The 15,995-nt window shown below is 76.8% G+C and carries 6 protein-coding genes and 1 pseudogene; 5 read left to right on the top strand and 2 right to left on the bottom strand.

Annotated features, from left to right (window positions below; translation table 11 throughout):
• A partial coding sequence (locus ACIBH3_RS15815) for an SDR family NAD(P)-dependent oxidoreductase (protein WP_396312524.1) occupies positions 1 to 3,522 on the top strand: 3,522 nt, incomplete at its 5' end.
• A 91-nt stretch (positions 3,523 to 3,613) separates the two neighbouring features.
• Positions 3,614 to 7,132: pseudogene (locus ACIBH3_RS15810) on the top strand (type I polyketide synthase); the annotation flags it as partial.
• Between the two features lie 114 nt (positions 7,133 to 7,246).
• On the opposite strand, the gene ACIBH3_RS15805 reads toward ACIBH3_RS15810, so the two are convergent.
• Positions 7,247 to 8,119, bottom strand: coding sequence for an SDR family NAD(P)-dependent oxidoreductase (locus ACIBH3_RS15805; RefSeq protein WP_396312523.1), 873 nt, complete (start codon positions 8,117 to 8,119; stop codon positions 7,247 to 7,249).
• A 125-nt stretch (positions 8,120 to 8,244) separates the two neighbouring features.
• On the opposite strand from ACIBH3_RS15805, the gene ACIBH3_RS15800 reads away from it, so the two are divergent.
• Positions 8,245 to 8,679, top strand: coding sequence for a MarR family winged helix-turn-helix transcriptional regulator (locus ACIBH3_RS15800; RefSeq protein ID WP_396312522.1), 435 nt, complete (start codon positions 8,245 to 8,247; stop codon positions 8,677 to 8,679).
• A gap of 63 nt (positions 8,680 to 8,742) precedes the next feature.
• Here ACIBH3_RS15800 and ACIBH3_RS15795 read toward each other — a convergent pair whose 3' ends face one another.
• Positions 8,743 to 9,465, bottom strand: a complete 723-nt coding sequence (locus ACIBH3_RS15795) for an ABC transporter ATP-binding protein (protein WP_396312521.1) — start codon at positions 9,463 to 9,465, stop codon at positions 8,743 to 8,745.
• A 297-nt stretch (positions 9,466 to 9,762) separates the two neighbouring features.
• On the opposite strand from ACIBH3_RS15795, the gene ACIBH3_RS15790 reads away from it, so the two are divergent.
• Together ACIBH3_RS15790 and ACIBH3_RS15785 are read left to right on the top strand one after the other, a co-directional pair.
• Positions 9,763 to 13,011 (top strand): FtsX-like permease family protein, encoded by a 3,249-nt coding sequence (locus ACIBH3_RS15790; protein ID WP_396312520.1) that lies wholly within the window; start codon positions 9,763 to 9,765, stop codon positions 13,009 to 13,011.
• On the top strand, positions 13,008 to 15,944 hold the full coding sequence (locus ACIBH3_RS15785) for a hypothetical protein (protein WP_396312519.1): 2,937 nt from the start codon (positions 13,008 to 13,010) through the stop codon (positions 15,942 to 15,944). Before ACIBH3_RS15790 ends, ACIBH3_RS15785 begins: the two co-directional genes overlap by 4 nt.
• The last annotated feature ends 51 nt before the right edge of the window (positions 15,945 to 15,995 follow it).

Here is a 15,995-nt window from a genome sequence, read left to right as displayed (position 1 = left end):
GCGGTGAACGGCCCGTCGTCGGTGGTCGTCTCCGGTGAACCGACCGCGCTGGACGAGCTGCTGGCCTCGTGCGAGGCGGATGGTGTGCGTGCCCGCCGCGTCCCGGTGGACTACGCCTCGCACTCGGCGCAGGTGGAGTCGATCCGCGCCGAACTGCTGGACGTGCTCTCCGAGATCCGTCCGCGGGCCGGCCGGGTGCCGGTCTTCTCGACGGTGACGGGTGAGCTGGTCGACGGTTCCGGTATGGACGGCGAGTACTGGTACACGAACCTGCGGACCACCGTCCGTTTCGCCGAGGCGGTGGACACCCTCCTCGGGGATGGCTTCGGGACGTTCGTCGAGGTCAGTGCCCATCCGGTGCTGGCGATGGCGGTGCAGGACGCCGCCGAGGCGGCCGGGCGTGAGGTGGCGGCGTTCGGGACGCTGCGGCGTCACGAGGGCGGGGTGGAGCGGCTGTTCGCCTCGCTCGCCGAGGCGCATGTGCGCGGGCTGCGCGTGGACTGGCAGAGCTTCCTCGCCGACCGTGGCGCCCGCCGCGTCGAGCTGCCGACCTACGCCTTCCAGCGCGAGCGGTACTGGGTCGAGCCGGCCGTGGGCGCCGTCGCGGACGTGGCCTCGGCCGGGTTGTCCTCCGCCGAGCACCCGCTGCTGGCTGCGGCGGTCGAACTGCCCGACTCCGACGGCTTCCTCTTCACCGGCCTGCTCTCGTTCCGCACGCACCCCTGGCTCGCCGAGCACGCGGTCGGCGACACGGTGCTGCTGCCGGGTACGGCGTTCGTCGAGCTGGCCGTGCGCGCGGGCGACCAGGTCGGCTGCGCCCTGGTGGAGGAGCTGACGCTGGAGGTGCCGTTGGTGCTGGCCGACGGCGGCGGGGTCCAGGTGCAGCTGGTGGTCGGCGGGCCCGACCCCGACGGCCGCCGTTCGCTCAACCTGTACGGCCGTCCCGAGGACGACGCCGCCCAGCCGTGGACCCGGCACGCGAGCGGCCTGCTGGCCGTCGTGGCGCCCGAGGCCCGGCCGCTCGACGCCGTCTGGCCCCCGGCCGGGGCCGTCGAGGTGCCGGTGACGGGCCACTACGAGCAGCTGGCGCTGGCCGGTCTGACGTACGGTCCGGCGTTCCAGGGGCTGGAGCGGGTCTGGCGGCACGGGGACGAGGTCTTCGCCGAGGTCGCGCTGCCCGAGCAGCTGCGCTCCGAGGCGGGCGCCTACGGTCTGCACCCGGCGCTGCTCGACGCGGGCCTCCAGGCGCTGGGCCTGGCCGCACGGCAAGCCGGTGCCGACCCCGAGGACGCGGACGGCGGCGACGAGCCGGTGGGCCGACGGCCGTTCGTCTGGAGCGGCTTCGCGCTCCACGCCGCCGGCGCGGGTGCGCTGCGGCTGCGGCTGGCGCCGGCCGGCCCGGACGCGGTGGCGCTGACGGTCGCCGACGCCACCGGTGCTCCGGTCGCCTCCGTCGACTCGCTCGTCCTGCGCGCGGTCTCGGCGGAGCCGAGCGGGCCGGCGGGCCACCACGACTCGCTCTACCGGGTGGACTGGACGCTCCTGCCGGTGGCCTCGGCCAAGGACGTGCCGGATGCCGGTACGGCGGGCGGCTGGGCCGTCCTGGGCGCGGACGACTTCAAGGTCGGCCCGACGCTGGAGCGCTCCGGCCTGTCCGTCGAGTCCTACGCCGATCTGGCGGAGCTGCTGGCCGCCGTCGAGGCGGGGCGCCCGGTGCCGGGCACCGTCCTGGCGGCCTGCCCGACGGAGAGCGCGGGCACCGGCCTGATCGGCGACGTCCACGCCACCACCCACCGGGCCTTCGGGCTCGTCCAGGGCTGGCTGGCCGACGACCGCCTCGCCGCCGCCAGGCTCGTCCTGCTCACCGGCGGCGCGGTGGCCGCCGGCGCCGCGGACGCGCCGGGGCAGGCCCCCGCGCAGGCCCCCGCCCAGGCACCGGTCTGGGGCCTGGTACGGGCGGCGCAGGCGGAGAACGCCGACCGCCTGGTCCTGGTGGACCTGGACGACCACGAGGAGTCCCGTCGCCTCCTGCCGGCCGTGCTGGCCGCCGGCGAGGACGAGTACGCGCTGCGCGCCGGCACCGTCCGGGTGCCCCGGCTGGCCCGGGTCGCCCGCGGCGGCGACGGGGCGCCGGCGCCCCGACCGCTGGACCCCGAGGGCACGGTGCTGATCACCGGCGCCACCGGCGGTCTCGGCGCGCTGGTCGCCCGGCACCTGGTGACCGAGCACGGCGTACGCCGCCTGCTGCTCACCAGCCGCCGCGGTCCGGCCGCCGAGGGCGCGGACGAACTCGTGCGCACCCTCGCCGCGCTGGGCGCGCAGGCCGACCTGGTCGCCTGCGACGTCGCGGACCGTGAGGCGCTGGCCGCCATCCTGGCGTCGGTGCCCGCCGAGCACCCGCTGACGGCCGTCGTGCACACCGCCGCCGTCCTGGACGACGGCGTGATCGGCTCGCTCACCCCCGAGCGGATCGGCCGGGTGCTGCGCCCCAAGGTGGACGCGGCGGTCCACCTGCACGAACTCACCGCCCATCTGGACCTGGCGGCTTTCGTGCTCTTCTCGGCGGCCGCCGGCACCTTCGGCGGCGCGGGCCTGGCCAACTACGGCGCGGCCAACGTCTTCCAGGACGCCCTGGCCCGCCACCGCCACGCCCAGGGCCTGCCCGCGCTCTCCCTGGTCTGGGGCCTGTGGGCGGAGGAGCGTGGCATGGCCGGGCGGTTGACCGAGGTCGACATCGCCAGGTCGGCGCGCGGCGGAGTCCTGCCGATGACCGCCGAGCAGGGGCTGTCGCTCCTGGACGCCGCGCTGACCGTGCCCGACGAGCCGGTGCTGGTGCCGATCCGGCTGGAGCTGGGCGCGCTGCGCGCCCTGGCCGCCACCCCCGGCGCTCTGCCGGCGCTCTTCCACGGTCTGGTCCGGGTGCCGGTCCGGCGCTCGGCCGCCCGTGCGGGCGCCGCGGCCGCGGGGTCGGGCGACGCGTCCGGTTCGCTGGCCGAGCGGCTCACCGGGCTGGCCCGCGCCGAGCAGGAGCGCCTGCTGCTCGACCTGGTACGCGGCCACGTCACGGCCGTGCTCGGCTACACCTCGGCCGACCTGATCGGCGCCGGCCAGGCGTTCCGCGAACTGGGCTTCGACTCGCTGACCGCCGTCGAGCTGCGCAACCGCCTGGGCGCGGCCAGCGGGCTGCGGCTCTCCGCGACGCTGGTGTTCGACTACCCGACGCCGGCGCTGCTCGCCGAGCACCTGCGCACCGAGATCGCCCCCGCGGCCGAGGCCCCCGTCGGGCAGCTGCTGGCCGAACTCGACCGCCTGGAGGCCGCGTTCGCCTCGCTGGCCGCGGGCGAGGTGTCCGCTCCCGCCCCCGACGACGCGGCGCACGGCCGGATCGCCGGCCGCCTGCAGAGCCTGCTCGCCGCCTGGAACGACGCCGGGGCCGGCGGTGGCGCCGACGCGGCGGTCATCGACGACGCCAGCGACGACGAGATCTTCGACTACATCGACAAGAAGTTCGGCCGGGGCTGAGCGCGTATGCACCACTCCGACCCGTACGGGGCCTGGCGGACAGGCCCCGGCCCGCACCCCGACGATCCGAATGGGCGACTCCCCGATGGCCAATGAAGACAAGCTCCGCGAATACCTCAAGCGCGTCCTGAAGGACCTCGACGAGGCCCACACCCGCCTGCGCGACCTCGACGAGCAGGCCCGCGAGCCGATCGCGATCGTCGGGATGAGCTGCCGGTTCCCCGGCGGCATCGACTCGCCCGAGGACCTGTGGCGGCTGGTGTCCACCGGCGGCGACGCGATCTCCGGCTTCCCCGCCGACCGCGACTGGGACCTGGAGGCCCTCTACAGCCCCGACCCCGACGCCGAGGGCACCGCGTACACCCGCGAGGGCGGCTTCCTCCAGGACGCCGGCCGATTCGACGCGGCGCTGTTCGGCATCTCGCCGCGCGAGGCCCTGGCCATGGACCCGCAGCAGCGCCTGCTGCTGGAGAGCACCTGGGAGGTCTTCGAGCGGGCCGGCATCGACCCGCTGTCCCTGGCGGGCACCCGCACCGGGGTCTTCGTCGGCACCAACGGCCAGGACTACGTGCCGGTGCTGATGCGCGCCGCGGAGAGCTTCGAGGGTCACCTCGGCACCGGCAACACCGCCAGCGTGATGTCCGGCCGGCTCTCCTATGCCTTCGGCCTGGAGGGCCCGGCGGTCACGGTCGACACCGCCTGCTCCTCCTCGCTGGTGGCCCTGCACCTGGCGGCGCAGGCGGTGCGCGCGGGCGAATGCGCCCTCGCCGTCGCGGGCGGCATCACCGTGATGCCCAACCCCGGCACGCTGATCGAGTTCAGCCGCCAGCGGGGCCTTGCCGCCGACGGCCGCTGCAAGTCCTTCGCGGGCGCGGCGGACGGCACCAACATGGCCGAGGGCGTCGGCCTGCTGCTCGTCGAGCGGCTGTCGGACGCGCGCCGCAACGGCCACCCCGTGCTCGCGCTGGTCCCGGGCAGCGCGGTGAACCAGGACGGCGCCTCCAACGGCCTCACCGCCCCCAACGGGCCCTCTCAGCGGCGCGTCATCCAGCAGGCGCTGGCCGCCGCCCGGCTGACACCCGACCAGATCGACGCGATCGAGGGCCACGGCACCGGCACCACCCTCGGTGACCCGATCGAGGCGCAGGCCCTGCTCGCCGCCTACGGGCGTCGCCGCCCCGAGGGCCGGCCGGCCTTCCTCGGCTCGGTGAAGTCGAACATCGGTCACACCCAGGCGGCCGCGGGCGTCGCCGGGGTGATCAAGATGGTGCTGGCGATGCAGCACGGCGTCCTGCCGCGGACGCTGCACGTGGACGAGCCCTCGCCGCACGTGGACTGGTCGGCGGGTGCGGTGGAGCTGCTGACGGAGAACCGGCCCTGGCCGGAGACCGGCCGCCCGCGTCGCGCGGCCGTCTCCTCCTTCGGCATCAGCGGCACCAACGCGCACGCCGTCCTGGAGCAGGCCCCGGCGGAGGACCCCGCCGCGGCCGGCCCGGGGACGGGGGAGGGCACCGGCGAGGCCGCGGGCCCGCTGCCGTGGCTGCTGTCCGGCAAGAACGAGGCGGCCCTGCGCGCCCGGGCCGCCCAGCTGCGCGAGCTGCTCGCCGCCGGTGCCGACCCGGCCGCCGGGGCACGCGCCGCCGCACCGCACGACCTCGCCTACTCGCTCGCCACCACCCGTGCGGCGCTGGAGCGCCGGGCCGTGCTGGTGGCCGCCGACCGCACCGAGCTGCTGGCGGGCCTGGACGCCCTCGCCGAGGGCACCGCCGCCGCGCAACTCGTCCAGGGCACGGTGACGGAGGGGCGTACGGCGTTCCTGTTCACCGGTCAGGGCAGTCAGCGCGTGGGGATGGGAGAGGAGCTGTACGCGGCGTACCCGGCGTACCGGGAGGCGTTCGACGCGGTCTGCGCGGAGCTGGACGGGCACCTGGAGCGGCCGTTGCGCGAGGCGATCGCGGACGAGGCGCTGGTGAACGAGACGGTGTACGCGCAGCCGGCGCTGTTCGCGGTGGAGGTGGCGCTGTTCCGGCTGCTGGAGTCCTGGGGCCTGAACGCCGACTTCCTGGCCGGGCACTCGATCGGTGAGCTGGCGGCCGCGCACGTGGCGGGCGTGTTCTCGCTGGCGGACGCGGCGAAGCTGGTAGCGGCTCGTGGCCGGTTGATGCAGGCGCTGCCGCGCGGCGGGGCGATGGTCGCCGTCGAGGCCGCCGAGGCCGAGGTACTGCCGCTCCTGATCGGCCGCGAGCAGGAGGTCGGCATCGCCGCCGTCAACGGGCCCGCCTCCGTGGTGCTCTCGGGCGCGGAGCAGGCCGTCCTGGAGGCGGCCGCCGACTGGACGGCCCAGGGCCGCCGGACCAAGCGCCTGACGGTGAGTCACGCCTTCCACTCGCCACTGATGGACGGCATGCTGGCGGACTTCCGCAAGCTCGCCGAGAGCGTGCTCTTCGAGGCGCCGCGGATCCCGGTCGTCTCCACCCTCACCGGCCGGCTCGCCGACGCCGAGGAGCTCCGCAGCGCCGACTACTGGGTGCGGCACGTCCGCGAGGCCGTCCGCTTCCACGACGCCGTCCAGGCCCTCGCGGCCGAGGGCGTGCGTACCTTCCTGGAGCTGGGCCCGGACGGTGTGCTGTCCGCGCTGGGCCAGGACGGTGTGGGGGCCGAGGCCGCGTTCGTCCCGGTGCTGCGCGCCGACCGCCCCGAGGCGCAGGCCCTGACCGCGGCCCTCGGCGCCGCCCAGGTGCGCGGCGCGGCCGTCGACTGGCAGGCGTACTTCGCCGGCCTGGGCGCGCGCCGGGTCGAGCTGCCGACCTATCCGTTCCAGCGCCGCCGGTACTGGCCCGAGGCCGCCCCCGAGGACGGGCCGTCGGGCTCCGGCGTGGACGCCGCCTTCTGGGCGGCCGTCGAGCAGGAGGACCTCGGGGCCCTGACCGCCCTGGTGGAGGTCGACGGTGACGAGCCGCTGAGCGCCGCACTGCCCGCGCTGGCCGCCTGGTTCCAGCGGCAGAGCGCGCAGCCCACGGCTGCGGCCGAGGAGGCGGAGCAGGCCGCGGCCGAGGAGCCGGCGGTGGCCGGCGCCACGCTGGCGAGCCGGCTGGCCACGCTCTCGGAGCCCGAGCGCGAGAGCACCGTCCTCGCGCTCGTCCGCGCCGAGGTGGCCGCCGTGCTCGGCTATCCCGGCCCGGAGGAGGTCGACCCCGCCCAGGCGTTCCGTGACCTCGGCCTGGACTCGCTGACGGCGGTGAACATGCGCAACCGCCTCACCGAGGTCACCGGCCTGGTGCTGCCCGCCTCGGTGGTCTACGACCAGCCCACCCCGGCCGCGCTCGCCGCGCACATCCGGCGGGAGCTGGCCCCGGAGGGCGCCGGCCCGGGCGCCGACGTGCTCGCCGAGATCGACCGGCTGGAGGCCGCGATGGCGGCGAGCACCCCGGACGGCGTCACCCGCGCCCGGGTGCAGATGCGCCTGCGGGCGCTCGCCGCCCACTGGGGCGACGCCTCCTCGCCCACCACCGCCGGCGAGGGGACGGCCGCCGACCTGGTCGACGCCGACACCCTCGACGCGGCCTCCGACGAGGAGCTGTTCGCCTTCATCGACGACAGTCTCGCCTGATCCCCGGGGGGATCCCCGCGGAGACCCGCGCAGGGCTGCGCCCCGGGTGCCAGGACCGGCCGTCGGCCGGCTCCGGCACCCGGGGCGGACGCCTTGCCGTCCCAGGCGGGTGTCTCAGGCGATCCAGGCCGTGGTGAAGGCCTGCGCCGCCGAACCGTCCAGGTCGGCGAGCTTGATGCCGACGAACTGCCGCGCCGCCTCCGAGGTCTGCAGCCGGAACGCGGGCCGCTCGGCCGTCAGCGCCTCGATGACGGTGTCCGCGGCGCCCTGCGGGGTCTGCGCCGCGGAGGCGAAGGTCGCCCGGGTGCGTGCCAGGTACGCCTGGAGCGCGGGGGCGTAGGGGCCGGCCTCGGTGACCGCCTGGTCGGCGTCCACGCCGACGTTGGCGACGAACGCGCTGGCGACCGCACCCGGCTCGACCACGCTGACGGTGACGCCGACCGAGGCCGCGACCGGTGCCAGGCTCTCCAGGTACCCCTCCACGGCGAACTTCGCCGCGCAGTACGCCTCGTTGAAGGGCTGCCCGATGACGCCGCCGACGCTGGTGACCGTCACCAGCCGCCCGCCGGTGGCCCGCAGGTGCGGCAGTGCGGCCTTGGCCACCTGCACGACGCCGAAGAAGTTGACCTCCATCACCTGGCGCACGTCGTCCACGCTCTCGTTCTCCAGCGTTCCGACGTGGCCCGCGCCGGCGTTGTTGACCACCGCGTCCAGGCGGCCGTGGTCGGCGACGACGCCGGCGACACAGGCGGCGACGGACGCGGCGTCGGTCACGTCGAGGCGGCGGATGTCCAGCTCCACCCCGGCCTCCTCGGCGGCCTCGCGCAGCGCGTCCGCCCGCTGCGGGTCGCGCAGGGTGGCGACGGTGGTGAAGCCCGCCCGCGCGGCGGCGACGGCGGCGGCGAGGCCGATCCCGGAGGACGTCCCGGTGATCAGGACGACCTTCGGGTCCCGGGAGGTGGCGGCGGTGGCGGTGGGGTTCGTCATGGCGGGGAGCCCTTCGGGGGAGCGGGATAGTTATCGAGCCAGGTAGTTATTGCTCATAACCAATCGGTTCCATAACTATGGGCAGAGATGTTTGCCGATGTCAAGCATCTGGCTAGAGTGGAGCCATGTCATCCACCGCAGACGCCACCTCGACCCGGGTGCTGAGCCTCTTCGTGGCGATCAACCGCCGCTACGCCCGGGAGTCCGAGGCCGCCGCGGCCGCGCACGAGCTGACCCCCCTCCAGGCCAAGGCCCTCCTGGCGACGATCGAGCCCGTCCCCATGCGGGCGATCGCCGACCGGCTGCACGCCGAGCCCTCCAACGTCACCGCCGTCGTGGACCGCCTGGAGGCACGCGGCCTGGTCGAACGCCGCCCGGCCCCGGGCGACCGGCGGGTCAAACTGGTCGCCGCCACCGCCGACGGCCGCCGGACGATAGCCGAGCTGCGCGCCGCGATGCCCTTCGCCGCCGATCCGCTCGCCGCCCTCGACCCCGGCCAGCGCGAGACCCTCTGCGGCCTCCTCGCCCTGCTCGCGGACGAGGGCGAAGCAGAGGCCTGAATCCCCACCCCTGCCCGCCGCGCCCGGCCGTCCGGCCTGTGCGAGGCCGCCCGGCGGAGCCCCCTACCGGGCGCCCTGCCCGGCCTCCTCGACGATCCGGCCGTCGCGCAGCTCGATCACCCGGTCGGCCAGCTCCATCAGGATCGGGTCGTGGGTGGCGACCAGGGCGGTGACGCCCTCACTGCGCACCACCGCGCGCAGCAGCTGCATGATCGAGCGGCCGGTCTCGGAGTCCAGCTGGCCGGTCGGTTCGTCGGCGATGATCAGGTCCGGCTCGTTGGCCAGCGCGCGGGCGATCGCCACGCGCTGCTGCTGGCCGCCGGAGAGCTCGCCGGGCCGCTGGTCGGCGTGATCGGCGAGGCCGACCAGGGCCAGCAGGGTACGCGCGCGCTCCTCGCGCTGCTTTGCCGGGACTTTGCGAAGTCGCATCGGCACCCCGACGTTCTCGGCGGCGGTGAGGACCGGGATGAGGCCGAAGGACTGGAACACGAACCCGATGCGGTCCCGGCGCAGCGCCAGCCGCCCGTCCTCGTCGAGTCCGGCCAGATCGGTGCCGTCCAGGGCGACGGTGCCGCCGGTCGGGGCGTCGAGACCGCCGAGCAGGTTGAGCAGCGTGGTCTTGCCCGAGCCCGACCGACCCTTCAACGCCGTCAGTTCGCCCCGGCCGACCGAGAACGAGACGCCGCGCAGTGCGTGCACGGCCCGCTCGCCGGTGCCGAAGCTGCGCCGCAGGTCGGTGACCGCCAGCATGGGAGAGGTGACGGTGCCGGCCGGTTGCTGCGTCATACGGCGCCCCCTGGGAGTTCCTCGGTGTTCTGCGCGGAGGTCCCCACGCATCAAGTGCTCATCGAGCGGTGACGGTCGGTCAGCTGAGTCGCCTCGGCCTGTGCGGAGAATTTGCTCACTAGTCACATGATTCGCGCAAGTCCCTTCCGTTCCCGGAACGAACCTGACAGCATCGTCCGCTATCCGGCGATTGAACGCCGGTGGTCGCCGCGCCCGTTGTACAGATGACGGCGGGGCCGGATCCCCGCGGGGCGCGCGGCACCGCACGTCAGGGGGAGTTACCGGGGGAGGAACTGGATGCTCGGCTTCGTCGTTCGCCGTCTGCGCGGGCGACTGGCCCTGGCCACCGCCGCCCTGCTCACGACGCTGATCACCACGGCGGTGCTCACCGCACTGCCGGCCTTCGACCGTGGCGTCGAGGCGGTCGGGCTCGGCCAGGCGCTCCAGGGGAGCGGCCACGCCAGGACCACCGTCCTGATCAACGCCGAGCACGCCGTCGACGCGCGGGCCGACGACGACCGGGCGGTCCAGGCCTACCGCGGCGCGCTGTTCGGCGCCCTGCCCGTGCAGACCCGGAGCCTCGCCCGCAGCCGCTCGTACGGGCTCCCGGGCGCCACGGCGACCGGCCGGCCCGGCAAGGACGCCGACCTCACCGTGCTCGCGGCCCTCGACCACGACCGGGTCGGCCTGCTCTCCGGCACCTGGCCGGCCGCCGCCACCGCCGGCCGGGATCCCGTCCAGAGCGCCGTGCCGCAGAGCGCGCTGGCCCGGCTCGGCCTCACCGCCGAGGCGCTGCCCACCGACCTGCGCCTCGACGACCGTTACGGTGGCGCGCCCCTCACCGTCCGGATCACCGGCGTGTACCGCCCCGCCGACCCCACCGACCCGTACTGGCGGCTGGACCCGGTCGGCGGCCACGGCATCCAGGTCGGCGGCTTCACCACCTACGGTCCGCTGCTGGTCGACGACAGCGCCTTCACCGCCGCAGGCCTCCCGCAGAACGGCCGCAGCTGGCTGCTCGACGCCGACTTCGCCGGCATCGGCCGCCCCGAGGCCGCCGCCCTCAGGGACCGCGCCGCCCGCCTCACCGACCAGCTCAGGACCACCACGGGCCTCCAGGCCGGGACCGAACTCCCCGACCTGCTCCACGAACTGGACTCCAGCGCCCTGGTCGCCCGCTCCACCCTGCTGATCGGCGCCCTCCAGCTGACCGTCCTGTCCGCCGCCGTCCTCCTGCTGGTGGTGCACCTGATGGCGGCCCGGCAGCGGAGCGAGAACGCCCTGCTGGCCGCGCGCGGCGCCTCCGGCGCCCGCCTCGGCGCGTTCACCGCCGCCGAGGCATTGCTGCTCGCCCTGCCCGCCGCGCTGCTCGCACCCCTGCTCACGCCACTGCTGCTGCGCGCGCTCGCCGGCCACGGACCGCTCGCCCGGGTGCCGCTGGACACCCGTCCGAGCTGGACGCTCTGGCCCGTCGCGGCGGCCTGCGCCCTCACCTGCGTCGTGCTCACCTGCGCCCCCGCCGTCCTGCGCGGCGCCGGCGGCTCCGTGCTGCGCCGGGCCGGACGGCGCCAGGCGCTGGTCACCGGCGCGGTCCGCTCCGGTGGCGACCTCGCGCTGGTCGCCCTCGCCGGCCTCGGCTACCACCAGCTGACCCGCTACAACGGCGGGCTGTCCACGGACGCCTCCGGCCGGCTCGGCCTCGACCCCGTCCTGATCGCCGCCCCCACCCTGGCCCTGTGTGCCGGCACCCTGCTGGTGCTGCGCGTGCTCCCGCTCGCCGCCCGCCTCGGCGGGCGGCTGGCCGCCCGTGGTCGGGGCCTGGTGCCCGCCCTCGCCGGCTGGCAGCTGGCCCGCCGCCCCGGCCGGGCCACCGGCCCCGTCCTGCTGCTGGTACTGGCGGTCTCCACCGGTGTGCTGGCGCTCGGCCAGCACAGCTCGTGGTCCGCCTCGCAGCGCGACCAGGCCGACTTCGCCACCGCCGGCGGCCTGCGGATCTCCGGCTCGCAGCCGGCCGGGACGGGCCAGGGCGGCCGGTACGGCTCGCTGCCCGGCGGTGACCGGCTGATTCCGGTGGTCCGCCAGGAGCACTCGCTGCCGGGCGGCAGCGCCGGGCAGGTGCTCGCGCTGGACGCCGCCGGCTTCGCCGACCGGGTCCCGGTCCGTGCCGACCTGCTCGACGGGCAGAGCCGCCGGGAGCTGTTCGCGCCGCTCGCCCTGCCCGGGCCCACCGGGGCGCAGGCCGGCCTGCCGCTGCCCGGCAGCCCGCTGCGGATCGACGCCGGGATCACCGTCAGGCCGGCCGAGGAGACGGCGGCCCACCCGGAGGTGTGGCTGCTGCTGCGCGACCGCTTCGGCTGCACTTTCCGCGCCCCGCTCCGCGGCGTCCCCGCCGCGGGCGACGCCGTGGCCACCGCCGACCTCGCCGCGCTCACCGACGCGCCGATCGGCTCCGCCGCCGCGCCGCTCACTCTCGCCGGGCTGGTCGTCGCGTTCGGCTCGGACCGTGCCCCCGCGCTGGTGGGGGACCTGACCCTCCGCCGGATCGGCGTCGCCGACGTGGTGGGCGGACCGGCCACCGCCGTGCCCGTACCCCCCGCCCTCGGCTGGGCCACCGTCACCTCCACCGGGCAGGGCGGGTCCGGGTCCGTGGTCCTGCCCGCTGAGCCCGGCGACCAGCAGCTGCTCAGGCTCCACTACGCGCCGGGGCCCGGCGCCACCGGCAGCAGGCAGGCCAACGTCGCTCCGGCCGGCGCCCCGGCTCCGCAGGACGTCCCCGGTGTCGCCACCCGCGCGTACCTGAGCGCGGTCGGCGCGACCGTCGGCGACACCGTCAGGGTGCCGTTCGCCGGCGTCACCCTGCCGGTCAGGGTCACCGGCGCCGTCGAGTCGCTGCCCGTCGCCGGAGGTACGGCGCTCGCCGTCGACCTCGCCACCACCGGGCGGCTGCTCGCCGCCGACGGCCGGCAACTGCCGACCCCCGCCGAGTGGTGGCTGCCCGCCACCGGCCCGGACGACCCGGTGCCGGCCCGGGCCGCCGCCGCACTGCGCGCCGCCCCCGGCCGGCAGACCGTGCGCCTGAACGACGAGACGGCCGCGGACCTGCTCGCCGACCCGCTCGGCGCCGCCCCCCAGAGCGCGCTCGCCGCCATCGCCCTCGTCAGCACGGTGCTCGCCGCCATCGGCTTCGCCGCGGCCTCGGCGGCCTCCGCCCGCGAGCGCGCCGCTGAGTTCACCGTGCTGCTCGCCCTCGGGACACCGAGACGGTGGCTGGTGCGGACGGCCGCCGCCGAGCAGGGCGTGCTGGTCCTGCTCGGCAGCCTGGTCGGCCTGGGCCTGGGCACCCTGATCGTCCACCTGATCGTGCCGCTCGTGGTGCTCACCCCGGCCGCCCGCCCACCGGTGCCCGAGGTCCTGGTCGGCCTGCCGCTCGGCCGGGTCGTCCTGCTCGCGGCCGCGATCAGCGCCGTCCCCCTGCTGTCGGCCTTCCTCAGCGGACGCCACCGTCGAGACGTGGCCGCCCGGCTGCGGCACGTGGAGGAGATGTGACCACCCCGGCCGGCACCGGCACGCCCCGCCCCGGTGGCGCCCGGCCGAACGCCGCGCACCGCCCCGCACCCTGGGTGCGGACCCGGCTGAGCGCGGCGCCGCTCACCGCACTGCTCACGGCCGCGCTCGTCTTCGGCACGGTCTTCCTGGCCGCCGCGTTCCCCCGGGCCCTCGACCGGGGGACGGACGACGCGCTGCGCGAGTTCCTGCGCAGCCGCGGCCCGGCCTGGACCAGCCTGTTCGCCAGCGCGGAACACCACTACGACGCGGGCGACCTCGACCAGGTGGCGGCGAAGCTCGCCGCCCACCCGGGCGAGACGTTCCGCTTCGCCGGGAGCGGCCCGGTGTACGGCGCGCGCGGCGACAAGCAGCGCGCGGTCCTCAACCCGGGACTCGCCCGGCCCGACGGCCTCCCGCCCAGGATCGGCCTGCTTCATCTGCACGGCCTCACCGACCACGCCACCCTGACGGCGGGGCGCTGGCCCACCGCCGGTGTCGGACCCAGCGCCACCGCCGGACCGGTCCAGGTCGCGCTCAGCCGCAACGCGGCCGGCACCATCGGCATCCACCTCGGCGACGTCCTCGACGGCGGATCGTCCTCCGACGGCGCGGTGCGCGCCGAGGTGGTCGGCCTCTACACCGCCGACGACCCGGACGATCCGTACTGGGCCGACCTGCCCTGCCCCGAGAAGGCCTGCCTGCAGGGCGCCGGCAGCTCCTACTGGACGACCGGCGGCGTCATCGACGCCGGCGCGCTGCCCCGGCTCGCCGACTGGGGATACGGCGCGACGGACTTCTGGCGGCTGCCCGTCGACACCGCCACCCTGCGCGCCGACCGACTGCCCACCACCGGGCGGGAGATCGCCGCGTACGTGGCCGGCCCCACCGCCATCCGGCTGGCCGAGCTCACCGGCCGGCAGGACCTGCGGATCAGCTCCGCACTGCCCCGGCTGTTCGAGCAGGCCGCCGCCCGGCAGGCCGCCGCCGCACCGCTCACCGCGATCGGACCGGCAGGCCTGGCCGGGGTCGGCGCCGTGGTGCTCTGCCTGGCGGCCGCCCTCACCGCCGACCGGCGCACCACCGAGCTCCGGCTGCTCCGGGCCCGCGGCGGATCGCGCGGCGGAGTGCTGCTGCGTCTGCTCGGCGAGGGCGCGGTGACCGTCCTGCCCGCCGCGGCGGCCGCGACGGCGCTCGCCTTCTGGCTGCTGCCCGCCCCCCGCTGGACGGGCGCCGCCCTGGCCGCGCTGGCCACCACCCTGCTCGCCCTGCTGGGCTTCCCCGCCCGCGCGGCCCTGCTCCGGTCCGCGCCGCGAGCCGGCGGCGGACGGCGCCGGCTGGTCGCCGAGTGCGCCGTCCTGGCCGTCACGGTCGCGGCGGCGGCGGAGGTCCGGCGGCGCGGCGTCGTCCCGCCCGGGGACGGCCCGGACCCGCTGCTGGTCGCGGCCCCGCTGCTGCTCGCCCTCACCGGCGGCCTGCTGCTGGCCCGGCTCCAGCCCGTCCTGGTCTGCGTGCTCGCCCGCGCGGCCGGCCGGCGCCGCGGCCTGATCGGCTTCCTCGGCCTGGCCCGCGCCGCCCGGGGCACCGGTGGACGCCCCCGCCCCTCCGTGCTGCCGGTCCTCGCGCTGCTGCTCGCCGTCACCACGGCGGGCTTCGGGGCCACCGTACTGGACGCGGTCGACGGCGCCCGGCTGCGTGCCGCCCGGGGCACGGTCGGTGGCGACGCGGCCGTCTCCGCGCCGGCCGGCACCGCCCTGCCACCCGGCTTCACCACGGCGCGGGCCGCCCTGCCCGGCGTACGGACGGCCACCGCGGTCCGGTCCGAGAGCGAGGCGTTCGTCCTGGGCGCCGACAGCGGGTCCACCCGGGTCACCGCGCTGATCGTCGACCCGCGCGAGTACGCCGAGCTCTCCCGGAGCGTCGGGCGCGGCGAGTTCGACCCGGCCGTACTCGCGGGCGGGGCCGACGGGCCCGACGCGCCCGTACCGGCCCTGTTCAGCGCCGAACTAGCCCGGCAGCTCACCGGCGGGCACCCGCGCCTGCGGATGCCCAACGGCTGGGAACTGCGCGCCACCGCGGCCGGGACCCTCCAGGAGACTCCCGCGCTGGAGGGCTCGGGCCGGCGGTTCATCGTGCTGCCGGCCGGCCCCGCGATCGCGCGGCTGCCCCATCTCGGCGGCCCCAACCTCTGGTTCGCCACCGGTGAGGTGGACGAGCGGCAGCTGAGGGCGCTGGTACGCCGGCTGGCAGCCCCGGGCGCGGCACGCGGCTCCACCGGCGACGCGGGCACCGGCACCCCACCGGCACCCGCCTCCGCCTCCGCCTCCGTGCCCGCCTCCGAGCCGACCTCCGCCCCCGCGTCCGCCGCGGTGTCCCCGCCCGCGGCCGCGCCGCTGCCCGGGTCCGACCCGGCTCGCGCGAGCACGGACCCCGACGCCGTACCGGCGGGCTACCTGGTGCGCACCAGTGCCGCTCTGGCCGCCGAGCTCGCCGGCGACCCGCTCCAGCGCTCGGCCGCCCGGCTGTTCTGGGCCGCCGTGCTCGGCGCGGCCGGATTCGCCCTGCTCGCCGTCCTGCTGACGCTGCTGCGGGCCGCCCCCGAGCGGGTCGCCCTGCTCGCCCGGCTGCGCACCATGGGCCTTCGTCCGCGCCAGGGCCTGGCGCTGATCATCGCCGAGACCCTGCCGCAGACCCTCGCCGCCGCGGCCGGCGGGGGCGTGGCCGCGCTGGCCGCCCTCGCCCTGCTCGGACCGGCGATCGACCTGTCCGTCCTGGTCGGCGCGCCCGTCCCGGCCGGGCTGCGGCCCGCCGTGCCGCCCGTCCTGCTCCAGGTGCTCGGCCTGGCCGGCCTGGTCAGCGCCGGAGTACTCGCCGAGGCGCTGATCGCCGGCCGACGCCAGATCAGCACCGAACTGCGGGTGGGGGACCAGCGGTGACGCCGGGCGCCCGGCACCGGCCGATGACGACGACCACCATCGGGGACGGGC

The organism is Kitasatospora sp. NPDC050543 (genome assembly GCF_044457565.1).
Taxonomy (GTDB): Bacteria; Actinomycetota; Actinomycetes; order Streptomycetales; family Streptomycetaceae; genus Kitasatospora.
The sequence above is the reverse complement of the archived record's forward strand: the minus strand, read 5'-3'. Positions and strand labels throughout refer to the sequence as shown.

Coding starts and splice junctions, on each gene's coding strand:
- ACIBH3_RS15805 (WP_396312523.1), bottom strand. CDS start 8,119: ATGACGAACCCCACCGCCACCGCCGCCACCTCCCGGGACCCGAAGGTC.
- ACIBH3_RS15800 (WP_396312522.1), top strand. CDS start 8,245: ATGTCATCCACCGCAGACGCCACCTCGACCCGGGTGCTGAGCCTCTTC.
- ACIBH3_RS15795 (WP_396312521.1), bottom strand. CDS start 9,465: ATGACGCAGCAACCGGCCGGCACCGTCACCTCTCCCATGCTGGCGGTC.
- ACIBH3_RS15790 (WP_396312520.1), top strand. CDS start 9,763: ATGCTCGGCTTCGTCGTTCGCCGTCTGCGCGGGCGACTGGCCCTGGCC.